The following is a 23,658-nucleotide window of genomic DNA, read 5'->3' as shown; positions in this document are numbered from 1 at the left end:
GGAAACTGGGATGAGCGCTACTGAAAATTTAAAGGGGTGCGTGAAAAATAGGTATTATTACGCAAATAGTCGGTCAAGCGACGCACTGATCAGGATGGAAAGCACCAGATCCAGAACCACCAGACCAATCGAGATTGAGAAGCTGCAGTCCCCTGCAACACGGGCAATCTGGAATCTGTACCACAGCACCCACCCGATGATCGGGAAGGTCAACATGATCAGCAGTTCTGAGGGAATGAGCCCCGCCATATAAAGCAGATACAGCAGCGTCTGCGGGAGCAGGATGATGAGCGTGCTCCAGTTGCGGACGATGATGTATGGTCCGTAGTTGCGTTTCAGCCCCAACGATCCAGCGAGAAGCCCAACAACGATCGGGAATGTGATCCAGTCGACAAACAGGGAGAGGAATTTACCGAAATACAGCTGGAAGCCCCCAGCAACCATCTCAGTGCTCTCTTGTCCCTGCGTGGTGAAATGCTCAACCATCAACGCATGCTCTGCGATCAGACTCAGCAGATAGAACGGAAGCAGGAGGAAGATGACCAGAAAGGAGCGCCAGAAGCCATCTGCAGACAGATCAAACTGCTGCAACGCTTCCGTCTCGCCCTTCATGATCCTCCAGGATGCAATGCAGGACTGGCGAATTTCCTGTGTGCCAAGAACCATCACAACACCCTGTTCCTTATTAGCTTATGCCTGAAAGTAATCTTGCAGGAAGCGGAGGTAAATGTCTGCGAGCTGCTCGATGTCAGCCACAGCAACGTGCTCATCAACTTTGTGCATGGTCTGACCAACAAGGCCGAACTCAACTACAGCACAATAGTTCTTGATGAAGCGTGCATCTGAGGTTCCGCCGCCAGTGGACAGCTCTGGTGTGCGACCAGTGACCGTCTTGATGGAATCAGACAAGGTCTGGATCAACGCTTCATCATGAGTCAGGAAGCTGTCGGTGGCTTCTCTGGCAAACTCTATGCTCCAGTCGAGGCCGTCCGGGGCCGCATCATTTAAAAGCTTCTCGATGTGCTGGCTCAGTGAGCTGACAGACCATTGATCGTTGAAGCGAATATTGAATTTCGCCATGACGTGGGCTGGAATGACGTTGGTTGCGGTGTTGCCAACATCAACAGTTGTGATTTCCAGATTGGATGGCTGGAACCGCTCGTTGCCTTTGTCGAGCTTAACCTCAGCAACGGCACTCAGTAGCTTGAGCATGCCTGGGACCGGATTGTCCGCAAGATGTTGATAGGCAACGTGGCCTTGAGTTCCGTTGACTTTGACAGTGCCCGTCAGTGACCCGCGGCGGCCAACTTTGATCGCATCTCCCAGCGCATCCGGATTGGTTGGTTCACCAACAATGCAGGCATCGAACACATGTCCCTGCTCTTTGGCCCATTCCAGCAGTTTAACGGTGCCATTGATTGCCGGACCTTCTTCATCGCCTGTGATCAGGAAGGAGATTTGGCCGGGAATTCCATCTGGATGCGCTTTAACATAGTCGATTGCAGCAGCGGCAAACGCTGCTACGCCGCCTTTCATATCTGCGGTTCCGCGTCCATGAAGCATGCCATCTGCGATGGTGCCGTCGAACGGACCGTGGGTCCAGGCTGCTTCATCTCCGACTGGCACAACATCAGTGTGGCCTGCAAACACGAAGTGTGGTTTGCCAGAGCCAATGGTTGCAAACAGGTTCTCGATGTCGGGCGTGTTCTCGTCGGAGAACATCACACGGGAGACGTTGAAACCGGCGCCAGCGAGCAGCTTTTCAAGCGTGGTGAGAGCACCACCTTCAGCTGGCGTGACACTTGGACAGCGGATTAGGTCGCGGCAGATCTGTACCGCAGGAGAAAGCGTATCAGTCATACCTCGAGATTTAGCTGTGCTGTGCCTGATGGTCAATCACGAGTTGCCAGCACTTCGTGATTTTCACTGGCACATAGCAACGCAAAATCTCAACATAAACACTTATTTTTTGCGTTGTAATGGGCGGGTGTTGGATGCCGGACCGTATTTATTCGGGCCTTCCTGGCTCTTGAGGAAACCAACAATGATTGGCACGAGAAGATTCAGGAATGGCAAGAAGAGTGTCAGTGCAACGAAACCAGTGACACCACGGTCCTGTAACCGCTTGATCACCAGCATGAACACCATAAAGTTTGCGATAAGCAGCAATGGGTACAGCAACGGATTTGTAGTCAGCAGGTCACTGTAGGCTTGTGCCAATGTGAGATCTGATGTTCCGTTTTCGATATAGGTGTCGGCAAGCGAACTTGTGGCGACATTTACTGCGATGGATAAAACACAGAAGATCAGTGCCGTTGCCAGCCAGTAGACGCCTTTGGAGATGCGTCCAAACGGATTGCAAAATAACCACAGAAGGCTTGTTTTTCTTAGATTTTGCTCTGGCATTCTTTGATCACTTAAAGCAGCCGCCTTTCGTCAGACTGGCTGTGCTGCTCTAATCCCTCGTGGTCTCGCGTGTTGTTATCCGTAAACCGTTCCCCACCTTACGGGAATACGCTTTAAGAAATTTCAGTTCGCAAGGATGTACGCATATTGTGGGCCGCTTTCAAGAGGGGCATTGCGGCAAGACACAAGTGGCGGGAAAGATCTTTCCCCGTCACTACATAAAACATAGGTTTCTGAGCGTGTTAGCTGATTAGGAGCCAACCTTCACAGTATCGAGATATCCGCTTAGTGCTTTGGTGCAATTGATGCCCAGATCCCCAACAGCGTATCCGCCCTCCATCACAAACAAGGTTGGCTTACCTAGTTTGGCAATGCGGGCACCGATTTTTGTGAAATCATCCCTCTTCAGCTTAAACTGAGAGATCGGATCATTCTCATACGGATCCATGCCCAGAGAGACTATGATGACATCCGGCGCAAACTTCTCGATGGAGTGGCAGGCGTCTTCCATCGCCTCCTCCCACTGAGCCCATGCAGTGCCGTGTGGCAGAGGATAATTGTGATTGTACCCTGCGCCCTCTTTCAAGCCCCGCTCATTCGCATGGCCGAGATAATAAGGAAACTCAACCTTCGGGTCTGCATGGATGGAGAGGAACTGCACGTCAGCGCGGTCATAGAAGATTGCCTGAGTACCGTTGCCATGGTGGTAATCCACGTCAAAGACCGTGACCTTGGCAACGCCTTGATCTCGCAGGTATTGCGCGGCAATCGCTGCATTGTTCAGGAAACAATAGCCACCATAAAGGCGACGATGTGAGTGGTGGCCCGGAGGACGACAGAGTGCGAAGGCGGAGTTATCACCTGACAGGATCAATTCCGCCCCTGTCAGAGCAGTTTCCGCACTTTTGCGCGCTGCGACCCATGTGTGTTCGCCCATGGGAGAGCCAGCATCGAACGAGTAGAAACCAAGCTTTCCGTCGATGTGATCCGGCACAATGTCATGTCTGAGACCATGTACGGGCCAGACGAACGGGAAGACCTCTTCTACTGTGCGCCCTTCTGCCAGCCAAAGCTTCCAGAAATCCTGCAGAAAGGTGACATAATCCGCATCATGTACCTTCAGGATTGGGTCCAGAGAAAACTCATTTGGTGTAAGCACCTCACCGAACTGCGCTTTTTTGAGGTGCGCAAGAATAATTTCGGCACGAGATGGGATCTCATTGGCGGGAACCAACTGCCCATCAGAGATTTCTTTGGTCGGGGCATGCAACAGCTGATCAGGTGAGAAAATGGTCTTCACTGTTATCGTCCTTTACAACAACTGATGTGCTGTCTCTCCTTTGCACATCAGATGAAACGGTACTCGGTTACTTGTAGATAGTGCTCAGTGGGTTGAAGCGTGGAACACGCAAATTCTTCATGGTTTGGACTGTCTGGCCAGCATTGAGGTTCCAGACACAGACCCGCTCTTGGGCCATACATTTTGCCGCCAAAGCCCGGAACCGGGGTATTGAGGGAACTGCCGTCGTAGAACTGGATGCCGGGTTCAGTTGACCAGACTTCCATCTTGAGCTCGGTCTCAGGCTCAAACACCACAGCGGATAGCTCAGGCTTTTTCAGACGGAACTGCCTGAGGCAGAAATTGTTATCGAAGCGTGAATCCTGCGCGTCGGCAATCTCGCGCATCTCACGGAAATCATAGGGTGTTCCCGCGACATCAACGATCTCACCAGTCGGGATCAGCTGATCAGAAACAGGGAGGTAAGAGCGCGCAGGAATCATGATCTGATGCCTGGTAACATCCTCATGATCGCCCAGATTGAAGTAGCTGTGGTGCGCCGGATTCAGCAGGGTTGGCTTGTCTGTGGTGCCGGAGAATTCGATGCGCAGCGTGTTGTCTTTGGTCAGGGTATAGCGGCAGGTGATCTGGACAGTGCCCGGATATCCCTCTTCGCCATCCGGAGATTCCAAAGAGAGCAAAACACTGTCCTCGCTGGCTTCTTCAATGGTCCAGATCCGATGGGCGAAGCCTTTGTGCCCACCGTGCAGGTGATGTCGTCCGCCTTCGTTCACAGAGAGCTGAAATTCTTCAGAGCCAATTGAGAAACAACCGCTTGCAATGCGGTTGGCGCAGCGGCCTGCAGTCGCGCCCATGTGCGGGGAGTGGAGTTCATAGTCGCGCAGATTGTCAAAGCCGAGCGTCAGGTCGCGATCTCCCAGTTGCAGTCTGCGAACTGTGGCGCCATAGGTGAGGATGCTTGCGGTAAGGTTGCCGCCATGCAGTGTCACTTCTTTGACAATTTCCCGGTTTTCCAGTTCACCGAAATCACGAATAGCCACTGCTTTCCCTTTCCATTGCAGACCTGCCTCCCCTCAGGTCATTCATTCCATACCAACCTCCTATGAAACGAGAATTCGTACAAGCAAGACAAAAGGATACCGCCAGTCTAAGAGCAGCAGAAAGCAGGGTTTATTTTTTTGGTTATCTTGGTGCGATCACGAGCTCTTTGTTGCCGAGCGTGATTTTGCCAAGCCTGTTCAACGCAGACATCCCTAAAAGCACCTGTGAGAGCGCTTCATCTTTAAGGATTAGGCTTTTAACGTTGCGTATATGAATTGAACCCAGATAGAGATTTGAAATAGAGGCTGATGCCCCCGACGTGATGCCGTTTGCTGTGCGCACTTCGACAGTGAAATCTTCGTTGCGCACCCTTATGCCAGCCTTACGTGCGATGCTGTAAGGTATAGCGAGCAAACTTGCACCCGTATCAATCAGAGCCGAGGTCTTGTGACCATTGATCTTGATGGTCGCCATGAAGTGGCCGTTGGGAGACTTGCGAATTCTGGTGATGCGTTTTGAGGTTTTCTGAGGTTCGTTTACTGGCTGAGATTCGTGCACCTCAACGACGCCCAGCAAGCGCTCTTCGAGCACCTTGGGTACGATCAACGCGACACAAATGACGACAACCATGACCCAGATATAACGTTGCACGTGCGCCCCCACATCTTCTGGGCACCACAACATCCCGGTCTTTCGCCGTGTTCAGAGATCACTCAGTGTTTTGCCCATTACTTTTCATAGGTATACAGCCGAGCCGAAGAAAAAGGCAAGAATTCTAATTAAAAACCTAAGATTTCCGGAGATCTACCTAGAACTCAGGTACAGGCGATTGCCGCAGCAAATTCTGACAGTCGAGTTCGGTTGAGGCGACCATTCACACGTACGCCGCTGCAAACATCTACGCCGTAGGGTTTTACAGTCTCAACTGCTTCGATGATGTTCTGAGGGGTTAGCCCACCGGCAAGGAATACCGGAATATCGAGCTTCTCGACAATATGGCGACTTAGATCCCAGTTGTGCGTTCGGCCTGTTCCGCCGAGTTCATTTTCTGAAGGGCGGCCTGAATCGAGCAGAACCGCATCCGCAACGCGGTTATATTCCTGTGCGATTTCAAAGGAGTACTCATCTTCGACATGAACAACTTGCACGATGCGTGTGCAGGCAGGCAGGTCCAAGCGCAGTTCCTGATATTCGCCCGGATCAATTGGTTTGACAATTTGAACCGTGTTGGTGCCGCAGGTGAGCACATGCTCGACGATGTCTTTTGCAGTGGTGCGTGATGTGAGGAGCCAGGTTGCGACAGCTGGCGGGACTTGCCGGGCAATATTGAGAATGAGGTCATCTTCGATCACACCGGGACCGGACGGCATGTGGGCAACAAGACCGACAGCATCGGCGCCGCAAGCAACAGCGGTGGCTGCTTCACCCGAAGTTGAAATACAGCAAACCTTCAAACGGGTACGAGCTTTATTTGGCATTCCATCATCCCCTTGCGCGCATGACCTTACAACACGGTCTACACCTCATAAAGGACGAATACACAGTTTTGAGATGCGTATCGTCTCCGGTATTTCTGTCTGTATTTCTTGAGGATGCCTTCAAGAAAAAAGCGCCAGACCTGATGCCTGACGCTTCTAAACCAAGAAAGTTTATTTTGTACCGTACATCCGGTCACCAGCATCACCGAGACCCGGGATGATGTAGCCCTTTTCGTTGAGCTTTTCATCGATGGACGCAGTGTAGATTGGCACGTCAGGATGTGCTTCGTTGAAGCGCGCAACACCTTCAGGAGCAGCCAGCAAGCAAACGAACACCATGTTCTTTGCGCCGCGCTTCTTCAGGCGGTCTACAGCAGAAATCGCAGAGTTTGCAGTTGCCAGCATTGGGTCAACAACGATCACCAGACGCTCTTCCAGCTCTTGAGGCGCTTTGAAGTAGTATTCAACGGCTTCAAGGGTCTTAGGATCGCGGTAGAGACCGATATGTGCAACGCGTGCAGATGGGATCAGCTCAAGCATGCCTTCCAGCAGGCCGTTACCAGCACGCAGGATGGAGGCGAAGCAAAGCTTTTTACCAGCCAGAACCGGTGCATCCATTTCAGCAACTGGTGTCTCGATGGATTGGGTGGTCATCTTCAGGTCGCGTGTTACTTCGTAGCACAGCAACAAAGAGATTTCGCGCAGCAAGCGGCGGAAGTCCTGCGTCGGGGTTGTTTTTCTCCGCATGTGGGTCAGCTTATGCTGGACCAGCGGGTGTGCGATTACGGTTGCGCCGGACATCGTGTTCCTCTTTTTCAACCCAGTCGGGTCTTTTATATGCAGCTGCCTTTTGTCAGCATGTACATGGCAGTGCGTGTCTTAGTTAGGCACCTGATATTCTCAGGTGCGATTGACGAAAGGTTATAGATCAAAAAACGGTTCCATCACTGATAATCATCAGGGGTGGAGATCCATCACCTCGTTTTTCAAGGGCAATTTGTCGTCCTGCAGCCCAAGACCCACCTTCCAGCACACATGCCAGTGGAAGCTGATCCCGGGAGACAGACAAATCTGCCCGAATCCAATCCGCGAGCTTATCGAGAAGAGCGATCGTGAGTGCTCTCCATTCAACAACCAGCTCGCTGCTTACTTCGTGTTTGTTCAGGGACTGCTTTTGATCTTTCAGGCGCAGCACGCCCGTGTCCAAAAACAATCCGCCATTGCGATGCTCAGCAAGGCCAGTCAAACCATCAATGTTTGTCATCTCAATACCAGCCCACGACAGAGGTTCAACTAAAGAATAAGCAATCCATTGAGAAAGTTTGTGAAGAGGGACAAGATTGGTGGTTTTGTCCTGAGTTGTGACCTTGGAATGACGCCATGTGTCCCCGAGGATTACACCATCGATCTGCTCACGATTGGGCCAGATCGGCCCTAATCCATCCAGAACCAGCTCCAGAATACGTTCTGCATCCAGAGGACCCGTTTGCCCTTCCTCATAGAGGATATCAAAGAGACCGCCCGGACGTGGCTCATCTTCTTTACCAAACAGATCATCACGAAGAGAAACAGCCTCTCCCAGACGGTTCAGCAAAGACAGTCGCCCATTCAGCCCGATGAGCTGGTTCTTCTCTGTGATTTGTAGGCCTTCTGCGAGCTCATCTTTGTCCAAACGGAACAAGGTGATGGCATCTGCCCTGAGCGGGTCCAGCGGCTCGTGAGAAAAGAAGCCAGCTGAGAACATGGCCAGTGAACCGATCGCCAATCCTTCAGAGTGCTTGAAGGTCTCATTGGTGATTGCTTCGCGATACGTCCAGTGCTCACCAGCGGCGGCATCAAGCAGCGCTGAAACAATTGCCAGATCGCAGGCTGCTCGACCCATGCCCTGCACATCAGAAAAGCGTCGCGCACCAGCCAGCATTCCCCAACGGTCGATACCGCCGGTCTCAAACTGGCGCCAGCGGGCATGAAACGGAATTTGCCGGTCTGGATAGGTGTTGTCGGTTGCAGCGAGTGTTCTGCGGGCAGCTTCTGCAAGGTGAGACAGATCAACAGCAAAATGCTCAAGTTCGCCCTGCAATCCCAGCTCCAAAAGCACATGTGAGCGTTCACGTACTGCTTTTGCGTTGAGCAAGGACAAAGCCTGCGATGCTTGCATCTCCATCTTCGTCGGTTCCTATCGTTTTGCCTAGTGAGGCCTGTAAAGCACTCGTATTTCTGGTTTGCCGGAGTGGGCCTTATGCAACGTCTGCCCCGAAGCCTAAAATGCCCCAGTGATCTACGCTATAAAGCCCGCACCTTTTTATGAAGGTACGGGCTTTTTGCAATCTATGCTCTGAGGTTTTGAGCATAAGAAACCCGGCTATGCCAGTTTTCCTGCTTATGCACACTCAACTCAAGCAAAAACTCATGCTTCTTCAGTTAAAGTGTCCAAACGCTTTAGAAGAACAGCACGGGTTTCCTCATCAACAAACGCTGCTTCCAGCGCATTCTTTGTGATGGATTTCTGGATGTCACGCGTCCAGCCAAACACACGAGATGTTTCAACATACTCGTGGCCAAGCGTTGTGTGGAAGAATGGCGGATCATCGGAGTTGAGAGTGATACGCACACCTGCCTGACGCAGCATGTTTACCGGATGGAAGCGCAGGTTTGAGTAGACACCGAGCGCAATGTTGGAATGCGGGCATACCTCAAGGGTGATTTCCTCATCCACAAGACGCTGAACCAGTGCGTCGTCTTCTACGGCACGCACACCGTGACCAATACGGGTGATCTTCAGATAATCCAGTGCATCACGCACGCTTTCAGCACCACCGAACTCACCAGCATGGGCTGTGAGGCCGAGACCAGCTTCACGGGCCATAGCGAAGGCTTTTTCGAAATCCTTTGCCGGGCCAATGCGCTCGTCACCAGCCAGACCGAAGCCTGTTACCATTGGGTGTGGGTTGTCGATGACAGCCTTGACTGCGCCTTCAACGGATTCAGCGCCTTCATGACGCACGCCGAGTGGAACCAGACGACCTTCGATGCCTGTGTCAGCTTTTGCGCGTTCAAGACCGGCTATGAGGCCTTCCAGATAGGAATTGTAGCTCAGGCCTGCTTTGATTGCATGATCAGGAGAGATAAACACCTCCGCATAGATCACGCCTTCAGCTGCCAGCATCTTGTAGTAGGTTTCAGCCAGTTCTGCATAATCGCCCGGGCGGCGGAACAGAGATGCTGCAACATCGTACTGCTGAATAAAGGTGGTAAAGTCATGCCAGCTGTAGGCTCCGTTGGTGTCGAACAGATCACCCAGATCTACATCATAGCGTTGAGCCAGCTTTCTTACGAGCGTTGGAGGTGCTGCACCTTCAATGTGGCAGTGCAGTTCGGCACGTGGCACCACGTTCTGCTTTGGTCTCATTTCTTAAAATCCGTGCATTGGCTTGTCTTTAGCCCGAGTAATCCAGTTGTCATCCGACCATTTTGCGGTTCCGTCTACCATATGTACAGCATAGGCATGGCGGGACTTATCAGAGCGGTTCGGAGCAGATTTGTGCGGCACAAGTCCGTGAAGGATAACAAGGGTCCCTTTGGGGGCAACAAGTGGCGCCGCATCATCTGCAGATTTTTCGAGTGGGGTTTCGTCTAGGGTCTCCATCACAAGGCCTTCGCCGTTGTAATGGAAGCGTTTGCGAAGCGGTCCTTGATGACCACCTGGAACGCCATACAAACCACCGTTGGTTTCATCCGCATCTTCCAAAGCGAACCAGAAGCCTGTGCAGGTCAACGGCGCTGTGTGGAGGAATGTGGAGTCCTGATGGTTGTTTACTTCTCCGCCGATGTGAGGCGGTTTGAAGATGTACATGGACTGAGCGAGCAGTGGCTCTGTCAGTCCGATATCTTTGGCCACGCGTTCCATTTTCGGGGAGCGTGAAAACTGTTCAAACACAGGGTCATAGTCATGCAGAGCATGACCGACTTTGTTCAGTGCCTGATGTTTGTCTTTGGTCAGAGCACCATTTTCGTCAAATGCTTCTGCCTCGAAGAAGAAACGGATTTTATCACCGCTTTCACGGAAATAAGCGTCCTTCGCATGCGTCTGCGCATTGGTTTCAAACACGGACGCGACTGTTGACGGGTCAAACTCGTCAATCAGGTGAGCCATGCGTGCTTTCAACTGATCGCACTCTTCCGGCGATGCAAATCCTTCAAGAACGAGGAAGCCGTCCTCTTCAAACGCCTGCTTCATCTCAGGCGTTAAGCTTCCATCTTGCTGTGCAGTAAACGTGCGAGCCTGCATGCTGCATTCCCCTCTCATGTAACACGACGGATGCCTCTCCCAGCATCCTCAGAGCATGCCGCGTTCCTTTAAAGTCACGCATCATGCTCCAACATTTTTATTGGAGTGAATTCTTGCCGTTTGATTGTGTCCAAACAAACGGAACGCACTCTAACAATTGCAAATCATAGGCAATTCAGAAATATATCGCGGTACACTAAACCGGGCAAACAATGCTTGCCCGGCTTATTTTCAAAATTTCCTAGTGGATCTACAGAAAACTATTTCCGTTTTCGCCAGTTGAAATTCCAAGATGTTTGGCAACGGACTCGCCCATATCAGCGAAAGTCGGGCGTTTTCCGATGTTGGAACCCTTCTCGCCTTTCACCAGAGCCAGTACAGGAACATGCTCACGTGTGTGGTCTGTGCCTTTCCAGGTTGGGTCACAACCGTGGTCGGCAGTCAGAATGAGCAGGTCGCCGTCGTTCATCTTTTCGATCATCTCTGGCAGACGCTTGTCGAAGTGTTCCAGAGCTGCGGCATAACCTGGCACGTCACGACGGTGGCCGTAGAGCATGTCGAAGTCAACGAAGTTGGAGAACACGAGGTCTCCGTCTTTCGCCAGATCCATTGCTTCCAAAGTGCGGTCAAAGAGCTGATCGTTGCCAGCGCCCTTCAGCAGTTTGGTGATGCCCTGTGCTGCATAAATATCAGAGATCTTGCCGACAGCAATCACCTGACGACCAGCATCTTCCAGACGATCCAGAACAGTTGGAGCCGGTGGCAGAACAGAGTAGTCGCGACGGTTTGAAGTCCGCTCAAAGCCTGCTTCAGCAGAGCCCTCAAACGGACGGGCAATCACACGACCGATGTTGTATTCGTCTACCAGTGTGCGGCACTTCACGCAGAGATCCAGCAGGCGCTCAAGGCCAAAGCTCTCTTCGTGTGCAGCGATCTGAAGAACACTGTCCGCAGAGGTGTAGATGATTGGCTTGCCGGTCTTGACGTGCTCTTCACCGAATTCCTCGATGACAACAGTGCCAGAACCATGCGTCAGACACAGAACGCCCGGCAGTTCACCAACTTCGATGATCTTTTCGATCAACTCAGCAGGGAATGACGGGTTTTCATCCGGGAAGTAGCCCCAGTCGAATGTGACTGGTACGCCAGCAATTTCCCAGTGACCGGATGGTGTGTCTTTGCCGTTGGAAACTTCAGCAGCAAAACCCCAATGGGATTCTGGCGTGCCGGAGAAATCCAGACCTTTAATGTCTTTACCAGTGGATGCACGAGCGGCAGCACCCAGTCCAAGACGATCCATGTTTGGCAAGGAGAGAGGACCGCTGCGCAGACCTTCTTTATCGCCTTTACCTTCTGCACATGCATCGGCAATGTGACCAAGGGTGTCGGAGCCGACATCGCCAAACTTGTCAGCGTCGTCGGCTGCGCCGATACCGAAGCTGTCGAGTACACACATAATTGCGCGTGGCATTCGCGTTTCCTTAGTTTTTGGAGGACAGCTCTCAATCAGATAATTGTCTGCTCAAAAGAGGTGAGAGGCTGTCCTGCCAGTTAATTATTGCTGCGCAGATTAAGGCGCAATACGGTCACGGATTGTGTCGAACTCTTTAACGTCCGCCGCAGAACCAAAGGTGTAAGCGTCACGCAGAACTTTCTCTGCACGCTCTACCTGATCTTCGGTGTGTGCGTGGATGACGGCGATTGGAGTTTCGCTATCTACGGACGTGCCAACACCAGCGATGTCTGTGAGACCAACAGCAGGATCGATTTCGTCCGCTGCGGCACGACGACCACCACCAAGTTCAACAACTGCGAGACCAACTGCACGTGCATCAACACCAGTCACCAAAGATGCTTCTGGCACATGAATTGCGCGCTGGATCGGAGCCTTTGCAAGGTATGCTTCCGGCTTCTCCATGAAGTCGTTTGGACCGCCGAGTTCGCCGACCATCTTGCCGAAGAGTTCAGCTGCCTTACCAGAGGTGAAGGCTTCTTCCATCTTCTTCTTACCGTCATCAACGCTATCAGCAAGACCTGAGTTGGCAAGACCTTCTGCACCAATTGCAACGGTCACATCCCACAGACGATTGTCAACGTGGGTGCCTTTCAGGAAGTCTACAGCGTTCTGAACTTCGATCGCGTTACCAGCTGCAGATGCCAGAGACTCGTTCATATCTGTGAGCAATGCGGTGGTTTTGAGACCTGCACCGTTTGCAACAAGAACGAGGCTTTCAGCCAGAGCTTTCGCGTCTTCGTAGTTCGCCATGAATGCGCCGGTGCCCCACTTAACGTCGAGAACCAGAGTTTCAAGGCCAGCCGCCAGCTTCTTGGACAGGATGGACGCGGTGATGAGATCAATGCTCTCAACAGTCGCGGTCACGTCACGAATACCGTAGAAGCGCTTGTCAGCAGGTGCGAGGTCACCAGTCTGGCCGATGATCGCACAACCGACTTCACGAACAACCTTGCGGAACAGTTCGTTGGATGGTTTTGCGGAATAGCCCGGAATGGTTTCCAGCTTGTCCAGAGTACCGCCGGTGTGGCCGAGGCCGCGACCGGAGATCATTGGAACAGCAGCACCGTTTGCAGCAAGTGCAGGCGCAAGCATCAGAGAAACGTTGTCGCCAACACCGCCCGTGGAGTGCTTGTCAACGATTGGTGCGCCGATGTCGGACCAGTCAAGAACGTCACCGCTGTCACGCATGCCGAGTGTCAGTGCAACACGCTCGTCAACACTGAGACCCTGGAAGAACACGGCCATTGCCAGAGCAGCAACCTGTCCTTCGGTTACGCTGTTATCAGTGATGCCCTTTACAAAGAACTGAATTTCTTCAGCTGTCAGGACTTCGCCTTCACGTTTCTTACGAACGATTTCTTGAGGAAGCATATCAGTAGGTCTCTTTAGTGTCGTTATCACGGCCTTCGATGCCAGCGAGCACTGCATCAAGCAGGCCACTTGCGCCGAAACGGAACGTTGCTGAGGATACCCAGTTGCTGCCCATCAAGTCGTCAGCCAGTTTCAGGTATTCAGCTGCTTCTTCTACAGTGCGCACACCACCAGCTGGCTTGAAGCCAACAACGCGGTGATCTTCCTTGGAAGTTTCACGCAGTACGTTGAGCATGATTTCCGCAGCTTCGAGAGTTGCGTTGACTTCCACTTTACCTGTTGAGGTTTTGATGAAGTCTGCGCCCTGTGCAATTGCAATTTCAGAAGCCAGGTGGATCAAACGAGGATCTTTCAACTCACCGGTTTCAAGGATAACCTTGAGCTGTGCTGGAGCAAGAATTGCGCCACGAACCTGTTTGATCTGATCTTCAGCGAAACCACGACGGCCTTCTGCGAATGCGCGATATGGCATGACGAGATCAACTTCGTCCGCGCCGTCAGCAACTGCCTTTTTGGTTTCTTCGATCACTGCAGCAGTGTCTTCACCGCCAGCAGGGAAGTTCACAACAGTCGCGATGCGAACTGGAGAGTTCTTCAGAAGCTCAGCAGCCTGCTTTACAAAGCGAGGCCAGATGCAGATGGCTGCAGTGTGACCGTAAGGTGTAGTTGAGCGCTCAATAAGTGCTGCTACATCTTCTGCAGTGCAGTCATCATTCAGGTTGGTTAGATCGATAAGTCCTAGAGCACGCTTTGCTATTTCTTTTGTTGATGCTTCGGTCATTTTGCCAGTTTCCTTCAAGCCATGTTTTTGAGGAAGGCACGCAAAATCTTTTTGATCTTGGCCGCTCCGAGCGGGGCCATTTCCTTGGTTTCATCATGAGAGAGGCCGTGGGCTTGTAGGCCAGCTCCCATATTGGTGATGGTGGAGATTGCTGCGACGCGCATGCCGAGGAAGCGAGACATAATCACTTCCGGTACAGTGGACATGCCAACGGCATCAGCACCGAGCACCTGAGACATGCGAATTTCTGCCGGTGTCTCGAAAGACGGGCCGGAGAACCACATGTAGACGCCCTCTTCGAGGTCTTCACCTGTTTCAGCAGCTGCTTTTTTGAGCTGCTCACGAAGCTCTGGATCGTATGCGGCGGAAAGATCGAGGAAACGGCTCTCATCTTCTTCGCCGATGAGCGGGTTCAGACCAGACCAGTTGATGTGGTCATTGATCAGCATTGGAGAACCCGGCTTGATGTTTTCACGCAGGGAGCCTGCAGCGTTGGTTGCAACGATTGTGTCACAGCCAAGCTCTTTGAGGGTCTCAAGCGGAGTGCGCATCACGGATGGGTTGCCGCTCTCATAGTAGTGTGCACGACCGGACAAAATAACAACCGGGACACCTTCCAGAGTGCCTGCAACCAGCTCACTTGCGTGCGCGGTAACAGAAGAAACAGGGAAACCAGTGAGACGGTTGTAAGACACGCGAACCGCGTCTTCCACTTCCTCAGCCAGAGAGCCAAGACCAGAACCGAGGATCATCCCAACTTTATAATCACCAGGGCGAGCAGCGCGTACAATTTCCGCTGATTCCTTACCAAATCCGCTCATAATCAATCCTCAATCTGTTCATTCAATTCAAAGCCAGCAGGCAGCAGTTCTTCCATGGTGAAGGTTTTACGCAGACCTTCGAGGTTGGCTACATGGATCTTGATCTGCTTGTTGCTTGCAAATTCAGAAAGTTTTTGACGACACCCACCGCATGGTGTGCAAAGCGCGGCGTCTGCCAGCACTACAACCTCATTGATCTTGGTGGAGCCACCGCGGATCATTGCCGCGATTGCTCCGCCTTCAGCACAGGTGCCTTCCGGGTAGGCGCCGTTTTCGACGTTACACCCTGAGACGACTTTGCCATCAGAGGTGAGCAATGCAGCGCCCACCTTGAAGTTGGAGTATGGCGCATAGGCGGTTTCTCGCGCCGCCTTTGCTTCTTCAAAAAGCTTGTCAAATGCGCTCATTATTATTGTCCTTATGTACGCTCTTTAACATATGGGATACCAGATGCTTTCGGTGGGATTGCGCGACCGATGAAGCCGGCAAGAAGAACCACAGTCAGCACGTAAGGCAGAGCCTGGAAGACCTGAACAGGCACTTCACCAATTCCAGGAATTTCCTGGCCCTGAAGACGGATTGCCAATGCATCTAGGAAACCAAAGAGAAGGCATGTGAACATGGCGTTCACTGGCTTCCACTTTGCAAAGATAAGAGCTGCCAGAGCAATAAAGCCCTTGCCCGCACTCATATCTTTAATAAATCCGGCGCCCTGAGCAACAGACAGGTAAGCACCAGAGAACCCGCAGAGAATACCACAAATGATTGTCGCACGGTAACGTAGCAGTGTTACTGATAGACCTGCTGTATCAGCTGCGGAAGGGTTCTCGCCTACAGCACGAAGACGCAGACCAAAGCGGGTTCTGAAAATGATCCACCAGGTCAACGGTACGGCAGCGAAAGATGCATAAACCAGAATGTTGTGACCGGAGATCAGATTGGCATAGATCGGACCCAGCACAGGCACGTTTGCCAGAGTGTCGGCGAATGGCAGCGTGAGGCTTTCAAAGCGGGTTGCCGGAGACAGAGCCGGTGTTCGTCCACCTTGAGAGAACCATGCCTGACCCAGCAATACTGTCAGACCAGCTGCAAGGAAGTTGATCGCCACACCGGAAACCACCTGGTTGCCGCGCTGGCTGATAGATGCATAACCGTGCACCAGTGCCAGCATAACGGAAACCATGATACCCGCCAGAAGGCCGATCCACGGGCTCTGGAAGACGTAGGCTGCGGCAGCGGCAGCAAAAGCTGCGCCGAGGATTTTACCTTCCAGACCGATATCAACAATACCGGAACGCTCTGAAAACAGGCCAGCAAGGCACGCAAACAGAAGAGGAGTTGACAGGCGGAATGTGCTGTCGAGAACGAGAATGATTGTGTCTAACATGTCCGTCTCCCTATGCTTCTGCTGTGTTTGATGAGAAGCGATCGAAGAACGCTACGACTGCTGGGCGGAACATATGCTCAAGAGCACCAGCGAAGAGAATAACCAGGGCCTGAATGACCACGATCATGTCACGTGAGATTGTTGGGATTTCGAACGCCAGCTCTGCGCCGCCCTGATAGAGCAAACCAAAGAGCATGGAGGCGAGAATAATCCCGATCGGATGCCCTCGTCCCATCAGCGCTACCGCGATACCAACGAAGCCTGCACCACCTGCGAAGTCGAGAAGCAAGCGTGTCTGCTCACCCATCACAACGTTGATGCCCATCAAGCCAGCAAGAGCACCGGAAATCAGCATGGTTACAACAGTGATGCGCACCGGGGAGATACCAGCGTAGGCAGCTGCATCCGGGTTTGCACCGAAGCTGCGGATTTCATAGCCAAGCTTGGTGTGCCAGATCAGAAGCCAAACCACCACGCAAACAGCGAGAGCGAGGAAGAACGCGAGGTTCACAGGAGACTGACCGAAATCGAAGCTTGTGAAGACGTTTCTAAGCAGTGGAAGCTGACCGCCAGCCTCGAAGTTACGAGAGGATGGGGACATCGTGCCCTGAGGGATCAGGATGTTAGACAGCAGGTACACCATCAACGCGGATGCGATGAAGTTGAACATGATCGTCGTAATAACGATGTGAGAGCCGCGCTTTGCCTGCAGGTATCCCGGAATGAATGCCCAGGCTGCACCGAATACAGCACCACCGATAATCGCGAATGGGAACGTCACCCACCATGGAACAAAGCGGTCCATGGCAAGGCAGACCAGAGCGATACCCAGGCCGCCGACATAGGCCTGACCTTCACCACCAATGTTAAACAGACCAGCGTGGAAAGCGACTGCCACAGCCAGGCCCGTAAAGATAAAGTTGGTTGCGTAGTAGAGGGTATAGCCAAAGCCTTCACCGTAACCCAGCGCGCCCCAGACGAGCCATTTAACGGCTTCGAATGGATCTTCGCCAATTACTACAACGACCAAGCCAGAGATGATAAATGCCGCGAGCAGGTTGAGGGCCGGTAAAACACCGTAGTCAACCCAACGAGGAAGTTGCCCCTTACTCATTTCTGTGTTCCCCCAAATGTCAGGTCAAAGCAAATTTTGTTGTTAAACAGGGAGTTCATGATCATTCTGCTGCCTCTTGATTGACACCAGCCATGAGAAGACCAAGATCCTGCTCTGTTGCTTCTGGCCCGCGTTCACCAACCACGTTGCCATCAAACATGACAATGATGCGGTCGGAGAGTGAACGAATTTCTTCAAGCTCCACGGATACAAGAAGGACAGCTTTGCCCTGTGCGCGCATGTCCATGATCCGGTTGTGGATGTACTCAATCGCACCAATATCAACACCGCGTGTCGGCTGACCGATCAGAAGAACGTCCGGGTTGCACTCAATTTCACGTGCCAGAACGATTTTCTGCTGGTTACCGCCAGAGAACTTTGCAGCTGTCATTTCGGTGGTTGGAGGGCGAATGTCGTATTTCTCAATGCGTTCCTTAGCTTCCTTACGGATCGCATCTTTATTGAGGAACATACCTTTTGAGTATTTCGGTTCGCGATGGTAGCCGAGAATGGAGTTCTCATATTCTGCGAACTTGTTGACCAGCCCCATCCGGTGGCGATCTTCAGGTACGTGGCTCATTCCCTTGGTGCGCATTTCAGCTGCATTATGTGCCGCTGAGAGGTCCAACGACTCGCCTGACAGCTCCATCTTGCCGCTTTCGGCGCGGGTGATGCCGGAAAGAGCTGCGAGGAGCTCAGACTGACCGTTACCGGAAACGCCTGCGATACCAAGAACTTCACCTGCACGCACTTCGAAGGAAACATCCTTCACGCGCATCACGCCGCGATCATCCCGAACGTTGAGGCCTTCTACTTTGAGGAGAGGCTTGCCAACTTCGACTTCAGGCTTGTCCACTTCCAGAAGAACACTGCGGCCAACCATAAGTTCAGCCAGTTCTTCCATGGAGGTTTCTGCAGTTTTGCGAGAGGCCACCATTTCACCACGACGCATCACGGACACCGTATCGGTCACATCCATGATCTCACGCAGTTTGTGGGTGATAAGCAGAACTGTTTTACCCTGATCGCGCAGTACGCGAAGAATGCGGAAGAGGTGATCAGCTTCAGATGGTGTCAAAACACCGGTCGGCTCATCAAGAATGAGAATGTCTGCGCCACGGTACAGAGCCTTCAGGATCTCTACTCGTTGCTGCAAACCAACTGGCAATTCACCCACGACTGCGTCCGGGTCAATTGTCATGTCGTATTCGTCTGCCAAACGCTTAAGTTCGCGACGTGCGTTTGCTACACCATCTTTCAACAGTGCGCCGCCCTCAGCGCCAAGAATAACGTTTTCTAGAACTGTGAATGGATCGACGAGCATAAAATGCTGGTGCACCATACCGATGCCCTGCGCAATCGCGCTCTTCGAATCAGGAATAGTGGTTGTCTTGTCATCGATCTTAATTGTTCCGCTATCGGCATGGTAAAAACCGTAGAGGATCGACATCAAGGTGGATTTGCCCGCTCCGTTCTCCCCAATGATGCCGTGAATGGACCCTTTTCCTACAACAAGGTCAATGTCCTTGTTTGCTTGAACAGGCCCAAAACTTTTACTAACGCCAATTAACTCGATGGCAGGTACATTGCTTTCAGCCACTGTTGCCCGGCCTTTCTGGTCTATCAAATCAATAACTTGCGCATCAATCTCGTTCTTGCTTTCGAAGTACACCGTTTCAAAAGCGTTGCCCCACCCCCAGGAGAAGCAGAGAACAGATCCCAATGCAGTTATCCTCGTTTCCCCTTCAACCTTCGCTCCCAAAGGCTGAAAACTCTACTCGGGCTACAGGGGCGCAAGTCCCTCATAAATCCCTTCAAGACCGAAAGTCTGGAAGGAGTGGTCGTTCCGAAGAACCACCGTAAGCGAAAATGCCCACACCAGATAGTGCGGGCACTTTCCATTAGATTAGAACGGGCAGGAAGAATCCACCATGTAATCGTGAACTTCTACTTTGCCAGAAATAATATCCATCTTTGCCTGTTCAACTGCAGACTGCATTTCTGCTGTAATGAGAGGCTTGTTATACTCGTCGTATGACCAGGAAACACCATTCTCAGCAAGGCCGAGAACTTCAACACCGGATGTCCACTTGCCTTCTTTAGCGTCTGTCAGCGTCTTATCGACAGCAACATCTACCGCTTTGATCATGGAAGTCAGAACAGAACCCGGATGCAGGTGGTTCTGGTTGGAATCCACACCGATGCCCAGCTTGCCTTCATCAGCTGCTGCCTGAAGAACACCAGTGCCGGTCAGGCCTGCTGCATGGAACACAACATCTGCGCCACGCGCGAACTGTGAACGAGCAAGTTCACCGCCCTTAAGTGGGTCAGTCCATGCTGCGCCGGTGGTTCCGGTCATATTTTCGATGATTTCAATGTCAGGCTTCGCGTATTTCGCGCCCTGCTTGTAACCACATGCAAACTTGCGGATCAGCGGAATGTCCATACCGCCAACAAAACCAATGGTGTCGGATTCAGTTGACATTGCAGCCAGAAGACCAACGAGGAATGAACCTTCACCTTCTTTGAAGACGATGGAACGTACGTTTGGCAGGTCTACAACGGAATCAACGATTGCGAAGTGCGTGTCAGGAAATTCCTTAGCAACTTTCTCCAGTGCAGCTGCCTGAGCGAAGCCAATCGTGATGATTGGATCGAGACCACGTCGCGCGAAGTTACGCAGAGCCTGTTCACGCTGAGATGGATTCTGGATCTCAAAATCGCGGAACTTGATGCCTGTGCGTTCTTCGAACTGCAACGCGCCTTTGTAAGCTGCTTCATTGAAAGACCGGTCATTACGACCGCCGAAATCATAAACGACTGCGGGCTTGAAAGTTTCTGCCATAGCTCCAGTCGTCATGACTGCTGCTAAAGCAACTGCACCGAGGATTGTTGTGGTTTTCACGGTTTCTTCCTTATTATATCTTCCCGTAGAGCGGAAAGGACTCTCCCTTAAGAAGAACAGACTCCCAACTTATGTCGTTGCTTCGAGCTCGTTCTCTTTCAGCAGGCCAGCGAGTTCTCTGGCCAAAACCTCATCGATGATCAGATCCTTGATGATGCCGGTCGCCAATGCTGCCAGTGTTGCTTTCGCCTTGCGGTAACCGCCAACGATCGCGACAACATGCGCCTTGCGGACGTCATCAAAGTGCAAACCAACTGCTTTTTCGTTTAGAGAACAGGCTACTTCGTTGCCGTCAATGTCGACAAAGCGGCCCATCACGTCAGAACAAGCGCCACTTTCCAGCAGTTCTTCACGTTCTTCAGAGGTAATCAGCTTGCGTTGTACAAGGTGGCCTTCCTTCTCAACGGACCCGATGCCGATGATGAAGAGTTCTGCGGCCTTAGCTCTTGCGAGCAGCTCCTGAACAGCGCCCTGAGAGACAAAGGTGTCTCTTTCTGCTTTGGTTTCAGCAATATAAGGAACAGGAAGATAGAAACCTTCACCGCCCGTCTTCGCACATAGCTGCTGCACAACATCATACGGGTTGGCAGAAAGACGACGGGTGAGCGAGCCGGATACGGACAGCAGCTCAAGCTCAGGAAGGTGAACACGAGGCATTGCCTCGATGGTGGACTGGAGCGTGCGCCCCATGCCTACACCAATGCGCTTAGGTGGATTCGTTGTAAAAAGTGAATGAAGGTATTGGCCAGCAAAAGATGAAACTGCCGTGAAAGAGTCTGTTTCGTCACCGCTGCCAAGATCCGGAGCAATAAAGCAATTTTCCAGATTCATTCGCTTACAGAGAAATTGTTCTAATTCAACGCATTCAGAAGGCCGGGCTTCGATATGAAATTTTATCAAGCCTTCTTTTTGAGCATGTGCTATTAGGCGATGAACTTTTGCAGGGGAAACCCCAAGGCGGCCAGCAATCTCTCCCTGAGTGCTTCGGCCAATGAAAGACATCCAAGCGGCCCTAATGGCCAAAGATGTGGTCCATTCGTCTGCCTTCATGGTCTAGCCTCTTATATTCCTATATGGCTTTCTGGAAATACCTCCAGAATCCATTCCCAATTTTCCTACCGAAATGCTCAGTTTCAGAGCTTCTGAGCACTCCCCCAAATCAGAGAAGAATATTTCTTCACCACGTGAGAAATATTTCAAACACACATTTGCATTAGGTGAAACGGAAGGTCAAGGAAATAAACTGCGCGATTTGCAGAATCTTATTGCTAGCTAACTAAACCACTGTTTTTGCCATACTAATAAAATCAAATAGTTTCAATTCAAGTACTTGCGGAAATTACTTAGGTTACGACTCACGCCTCAGGTCAAATTTGCAAAGCGATCATGAAGAAATTAATCAACTTTATGTAACATTTGATCAACTCTCAATATTTGTAAAATAAACAAAATATTTTCAACGCACTAACTGGCACAACATTTGTCGCCGCAAAATCTTCAGATTGCGTTTACTGGCAAATCAAACAGTTATTTTCCGCAGAGCCAGCTTAATACAACCCTATATATATCAATGCTAGTGAATGGTCTTCCACATTCATGGATGACCGTGGGAATACTATGGATGTAACCTGTTTTCGTTAGCTCAGTGCCGATTGCAGCAAAACAAAAAAATTGAGGCGGGGAGGTCCGTGACCGGGACACCTTGAACCTTGCAAAAAAGGAGGCTGAAAATGCGGCCCATGTGCACAAAACCCCTCACTGCGATTGCGGGCGCATTCGCACTTGGTGGTTTCTTGTTTTCTACCCCCATTCTGGCAACTTCCAATACTCATGCATCTTTGAACTTCGATATGTCCAAGGAGGTGGACCTTGAACTGGTTCTGGCCGTGGACATTTCTCAAAGCATGGATCCAGAGGAACAGCGCATTCAAAGAGAAGGGTATGTTGCGGCACTGACATCTGACGAAGTGCTTGATGCGATCAAATACGGCCCCATCGGTCGCATTGCTGTTGCCTATATGGAGTGGGGTGGCAAAGACGAGCACTTTGTTGTTGCGGACTGGACCATTATTTCGGACGAGGCAACTGCGGGTAAGTTTGCAGGCAAGATTGCCGAAGCCCCCTTGCGCCGGGTGCAGCGCACTTCCATCTCCTCTGCGCTGACACAGGCGGTCAATCTGGTCATAGCGAACGAATACAACGGCATGCGTCAGGTCATCGACATCTCTGGTGATGGTCCGAACAATCAGGGCAGTGCTGTCACCGAAGCGCGTGATGCTGCGATCGCGCAGGGTATGACAGTCAACGGTCTGCCTTTGATGCTGAAGGAAGAGAGCATTTCGTGGCAATCCATGCTGCATCTGGACCATTACTATGAAGACTGCGTCATTGGTGGACCTGGGGCGTTTTCGATTCCAGTCCGCTCCAAGGAAGGCTTCAGTGATGCCATCCGCATGAAGCTTGTGCTGGAGATTGCCGGTCTTGTCGATGACAAACCCAAATTCATCCGTGCCAAGTCACGCAGAGATATGGTCATGTGCTCTTTGTTCGACTGATGCTGCTGGCTCCGAAATGTTTTTGAAACCTGTGTATGACCTGCTGCCGTTTGTCGCCGCTCAGATATCAGGCACAAACGGTGCAAGTTGACTCTTTCAAAGCCTGTCAAGACGCGCTAAAGGATAAGTAATCCCAAGAGACTTAGAGCATGCCGTGCACAGTTTCAGGCAAGCTCTAAGTTTTTGTTTCTGCGTGTCCCTCTCCGAAAAACGGAACCACCTTTCAGGGATGCGCTCCAGCGACGTGTTGACGGAGCCCAAATGACCGAGCGTAGAACTCTCGCCCTTATCGCCCACGATGCAAAAAAAGACGAAATGGTCGCGTTTGCCAAACTGCACGAAAGCAAACTCGCTGACTATAAGCTCTTTGCGACAGGGACAACGGGTGGCCGTATTCAGGATGCATGCCCATCTTTGGATGTAGAACGCATGAAAAGCGGCCCGCTTGGTGGTGACCAGCAGATTGGCGCAATGATTGCTGACCGTGCGCTGGATGGTCTTTTCTTCTTTGTCGACCCCCTCTCCCCAATGCCGCATGATGTGGATGTGAAAGCATTGATGCGTCTGGCGCTGGTCTACGATATTCCAATGGCGTTGAACCGCAGTACAGCAGACATCATTTTGCGCTCTGCACGCTTAGCGGGACTTTCCACTTCCTCGCAGACACCAGAAATTTCCAGCCAACAATAAAGTCA

General features: G+C 51.7%; 23 protein-coding genes. 2 read left to right on the top strand and 21 right to left on the bottom strand.

Annotated features, from left to right (window positions below; all coding sequences use genetic code 11):
- Window positions 1-57 precede the first annotated feature (57 nt).
- The 21 genes from PsW64_RS26480 to PsW64_RS26380 all read right to left on the bottom strand — a co-directional run bounded on the left by PsW64_RS26480 (window position 58) and on the right by PsW64_RS26380 (window position 21,410).
- Entirely contained in the window at window positions 58-666 is a 609-nt protein-coding gene (locus PsW64_RS26480; protein ID WP_063286764.1) for a hypothetical protein, read from the bottom strand.
- A 24-nt stretch (window positions 667-690) separates the two neighbouring features.
- Complete coding sequence (gene dapE, locus PsW64_RS26475; RefSeq protein WP_063305561.1) at window positions 691-1,860, bottom strand: succinyl-diaminopimelate desuccinylase; 1,170 nt, start codon at window positions 1,858-1,860, stop codon at window positions 691-693.
- 102 nt (window positions 1,861-1,962) lie between these two features.
- Window positions 1,963-2,406 (bottom strand): DUF805 domain-containing protein, encoded by a 444-nt coding sequence (locus PsW64_RS26470; RefSeq protein ID WP_057464176.1) that lies wholly within the window; start codon window positions 2,404-2,406, stop codon window positions 1,963-1,965.
- 250 nt (window positions 2,407-2,656) lie between these two features.
- Window positions 2,657-3,706, bottom strand: a complete 1,050-nt coding sequence (locus tag PsW64_RS26465; protein ID WP_063305560.1) for a histone deacetylase family protein — start codon at window positions 3,704-3,706, stop codon at window positions 2,657-2,659.
- A gap of 47 nt (window positions 3,707-3,753) precedes the next feature.
- Window positions 3,754-4,746: an aldose epimerase family protein gene (locus tag PsW64_RS26460; RefSeq protein WP_057464178.1), complete on the bottom strand. Its 993-nt coding sequence runs from the start codon at window positions 4,744-4,746 to the stop codon at window positions 3,754-3,756.
- Window positions 4,747-4,888: 142 nt separating this feature from the next.
- Window positions 4,889-5,398, bottom strand: coding sequence for a retropepsin-like aspartic protease family protein (locus PsW64_RS26455; protein ID WP_208981044.1), 510 nt, complete (start codon window positions 5,396-5,398; stop codon window positions 4,889-4,891).
- A gap of 164 nt (window positions 5,399-5,562) precedes the next feature.
- The gene (locus PsW64_RS26450; RefSeq protein ID WP_063305559.1) at window positions 5,563-6,225 is read right to left on the bottom strand and encodes a phosphoribosylanthranilate isomerase; all 663 of its coding nucleotides are present in this window, start codon (window positions 6,223-6,225) and stop codon (window positions 5,563-5,565) included.
- A 171-nt stretch (window positions 6,226-6,396) separates the two neighbouring features.
- Window positions 6,397-7,026 carry a uracil phosphoribosyltransferase gene (gene upp, locus PsW64_RS26445; protein WP_057464180.1) on the bottom strand — a complete coding sequence of 210 codons (630 nt, stop codon included), beginning with the start codon at window positions 7,024-7,026 and terminating at the stop codon, window positions 6,397-6,399.
- 127 nt (window positions 7,027-7,153) lie between these two features.
- Entirely contained in the window at window positions 7,154-8,389 is a 1,236-nt protein-coding gene (locus tag PsW64_RS26440) for a DUF1688 family protein (protein ID WP_063305558.1), read from the bottom strand.
- A gap of 243 nt (window positions 8,390-8,632) precedes the next feature.
- Entirely contained in the window at window positions 8,633-9,634 is a 1,002-nt protein-coding gene (locus PsW64_RS26435; RefSeq protein WP_063286758.1) for an adenosine deaminase, read from the bottom strand.
- Between the two features lie 3 nt (window positions 9,635-9,637).
- Window positions 9,638-10,513 (bottom strand): phytanoyl-CoA dioxygenase family protein, encoded by an 876-nt coding sequence (locus PsW64_RS26430; RefSeq protein WP_063295148.1) that lies wholly within the window; start codon window positions 10,511-10,513, stop codon window positions 9,638-9,640.
- 250 nt (window positions 10,514-10,763) lie between these two features.
- The gene (locus tag PsW64_RS26425; protein WP_063286756.1) at window positions 10,764-11,984 is read right to left on the bottom strand and encodes a phosphopentomutase; all 1,221 of its coding nucleotides are present in this window, start codon (window positions 11,982-11,984) and stop codon (window positions 10,764-10,766) included.
- Window positions 11,985-12,083: 99 nt separating this feature from the next.
- Window positions 12,084-13,400, bottom strand: coding sequence for a thymidine phosphorylase (gene deoA / locus PsW64_RS26420; RefSeq protein WP_063305557.1), 1,317 nt, complete (start codon window positions 13,398-13,400; stop codon window positions 12,084-12,086).
- A 1-nt stretch (window position 13,401) separates the two neighbouring features.
- Complete coding sequence (gene deoC, locus PsW64_RS26415) at window positions 13,402-14,181, bottom strand: deoxyribose-phosphate aldolase (RefSeq protein ID WP_063305620.1); 780 nt, start codon at window positions 14,179-14,181, stop codon at window positions 13,402-13,404.
- 14 nt (window positions 14,182-14,195) lie between these two features.
- Window positions 14,196-15,002 (bottom strand): purine-nucleoside phosphorylase, encoded by an 807-nt coding sequence (locus tag PsW64_RS26410; RefSeq protein ID WP_063295147.1) that lies wholly within the window; start codon window positions 15,000-15,002, stop codon window positions 14,196-14,198.
- Between the two features lie 2 nt (window positions 15,003-15,004).
- Entirely contained in the window at window positions 15,005-15,409 is a 405-nt protein-coding gene (gene cdd / locus PsW64_RS26405) for a cytidine deaminase (protein ID WP_063291339.1), read from the bottom strand.
- Between the two features lie 11 nt (window positions 15,410-15,420).
- On the bottom strand, window positions 15,421-16,389 hold the full coding sequence (locus PsW64_RS26400) for an ABC transporter permease (RefSeq protein ID WP_057464188.1): 969 nt from the start codon (window positions 16,387-16,389) through the stop codon (window positions 15,421-15,423).
- 10 nt (window positions 16,390-16,399) lie between these two features.
- The gene (locus tag PsW64_RS26395; protein ID WP_063305556.1) at window positions 16,400-17,503 is read right to left on the bottom strand and encodes an ABC transporter permease; all 1,104 of its coding nucleotides are present in this window, start codon (window positions 17,501-17,503) and stop codon (window positions 16,400-16,402) included.
- A 61-nt stretch (window positions 17,504-17,564) separates the two neighbouring features.
- On the bottom strand, window positions 17,565-19,103 hold the full coding sequence (locus PsW64_RS26390) for an ABC transporter ATP-binding protein (RefSeq protein WP_063305619.1): 1,539 nt from the start codon (window positions 19,101-19,103) through the stop codon (window positions 17,565-17,567).
- A 306-nt stretch (window positions 19,104-19,409) separates the two neighbouring features.
- The gene (locus tag PsW64_RS26385) at window positions 19,410-20,408 is read right to left on the bottom strand and encodes a BMP family lipoprotein (protein WP_082596979.1); all 999 of its coding nucleotides are present in this window, start codon (window positions 20,406-20,408) and stop codon (window positions 19,410-19,412) included.
- Between the two features lie 69 nt (window positions 20,409-20,477).
- A complete protein-coding gene (locus tag PsW64_RS26380; protein ID WP_244271720.1) occupies window positions 20,478-21,410 on the bottom strand; it encodes a sugar-binding transcriptional regulator in 933 nt (310 codons plus the stop codon).
- A 728-nt stretch (window positions 21,411-22,138) separates the two neighbouring features.
- On the opposite strand from PsW64_RS26380, the gene PsW64_RS26375 reads away from it, so the two are divergent.
- Both PsW64_RS26375 and PsW64_RS26370 read left to right on the top strand, forming a co-directional pair.
- Window positions 22,139-22,963: a DUF1194 domain-containing protein gene (locus tag PsW64_RS26375; protein WP_208860247.1), complete on the top strand. Its 825-nt coding sequence runs from the start codon at window positions 22,139-22,141 to the stop codon at window positions 22,961-22,963.
- Between the two features lie 261 nt (window positions 22,964-23,224).
- A complete protein-coding gene (locus PsW64_RS26370; protein ID WP_063286753.1) occupies window positions 23,225-23,653 on the top strand; it encodes a methylglyoxal synthase in 429 nt (142 codons plus the stop codon).
- The last annotated feature ends 5 nt before the right edge of the window (window positions 23,654-23,658 follow it).

The sequence above is a fragment of the Pseudovibrio sp. W64 genome (assembly GCF_001623145.1).
GTDB lineage: Bacteria > Pseudomonadota > Alphaproteobacteria > Rhizobiales > Stappiaceae > Pseudovibrio.
This window is presented reverse-complemented; position numbering and strand designations above follow the sequence as displayed.

What these genes read in the sequence shown, in the direction of transcription:
- PsW64_RS26440 (WP_063305558.1), bottom strand. Translation starts at nt 8,389, where the DNA reads ATGGAGATGCAAGCATCGCAGGCTTTGTCCTTGCTCAACGCAAAAGCA.
- PsW64_RS26480 (WP_063286764.1), bottom strand. Translation starts at nt 666, where the DNA reads ATGGTTCTTGGCACACAGGAAATTCGCCAGTCCTGCATTGCATCCTGG.
- PsW64_RS26400 (WP_057464188.1), bottom strand. Translation starts at nt 16,389, where the DNA reads ATGTTAGACACAATCATTCTCGTTCTCGACAGCACATTCCGCCTGTCA.
- cdd (WP_063291339.1), bottom strand. Translation starts at nt 15,409, where the DNA reads ATGAGCGCATTTGACAAGCTTTTTGAAGAAGCAAAGGCGGCGCGAGAA.
- PsW64_RS26470 (WP_057464176.1), bottom strand. Translation starts at nt 2,406, where the DNA reads ATGCCAGAGCAAAATCTAAGAAAAACAAGCCTTCTGTGGTTATTTTGC.
- PsW64_RS26435 (WP_063286758.1), bottom strand. Translation starts at nt 9,634, where the DNA reads ATGAGACCAAAGCAGAACGTGGTGCCACGTGCCGAACTGCACTGCCAC.
- PsW64_RS26410 (WP_063295147.1), bottom strand. Translation starts at nt 15,002, where the DNA reads ATGAGCGGATTTGGTAAGGAATCAGCGGAAATTGTACGCGCTGCTCGC.
- upp (WP_057464180.1), bottom strand. Translation starts at nt 7,026, where the DNA reads ATGTCCGGCGCAACCGTAATCGCACACCCGCTGGTCCAGCATAAGCTG.
- PsW64_RS26450 (WP_063305559.1), bottom strand. Translation starts at nt 6,225, where the DNA reads ATGCCAAATAAAGCTCGTACCCGTTTGAAGGTTTGCTGTATTTCAACT.
- deoA (WP_063305557.1), bottom strand. Translation starts at nt 13,400, where the DNA reads ATGCTTCCTCAAGAAATCGTTCGTAAGAAACGTGAAGGCGAAGTCCTG.
- PsW64_RS26375 (WP_208860247.1), top strand. Translation starts at nt 22,139, where the DNA reads ATGCGGCCCATGTGCACAAAACCCCTCACTGCGATTGCGGGCGCATTC.
- PsW64_RS26380 (WP_244271720.1), bottom strand. Translation starts at nt 21,410, where the DNA reads ATGTCTTTCATTGGCCGAAGCACTCAGGGAGAGATTGCTGGCCGCCTT.
- PsW64_RS26370 (WP_063286753.1), top strand. Translation starts at nt 23,225, where the DNA reads ATGACCGAGCGTAGAACTCTCGCCCTTATCGCCCACGATGCAAAAAAA.
- PsW64_RS26395 (WP_063305556.1), bottom strand. Translation starts at nt 17,503, where the DNA reads ATGAGTAAGGGGCAACTTCCTCGTTGGGTTGACTACGGTGTTTTACCG.
- PsW64_RS26430 (WP_063295148.1), bottom strand. Translation starts at nt 10,513, where the DNA reads ATGCAGGCTCGCACGTTTACTGCACAGCAAGATGGAAGCTTAACGCCT.
- dapE (WP_063305561.1), bottom strand. Translation starts at nt 1,860, where the DNA reads ATGACTGATACGCTTTCTCCTGCGGTACAGATCTGCCGCGACCTAATC.
- PsW64_RS26425 (WP_063286756.1), bottom strand. Translation starts at nt 11,984, where the DNA reads ATGCCACGCGCAATTATGTGTGTACTCGACAGCTTCGGTATCGGCGCA.
- deoC (WP_063305620.1), bottom strand. Translation starts at nt 14,181, where the DNA reads ATGACCGAAGCATCAACAAAAGAAATAGCAAAGCGTGCTCTAGGACTT.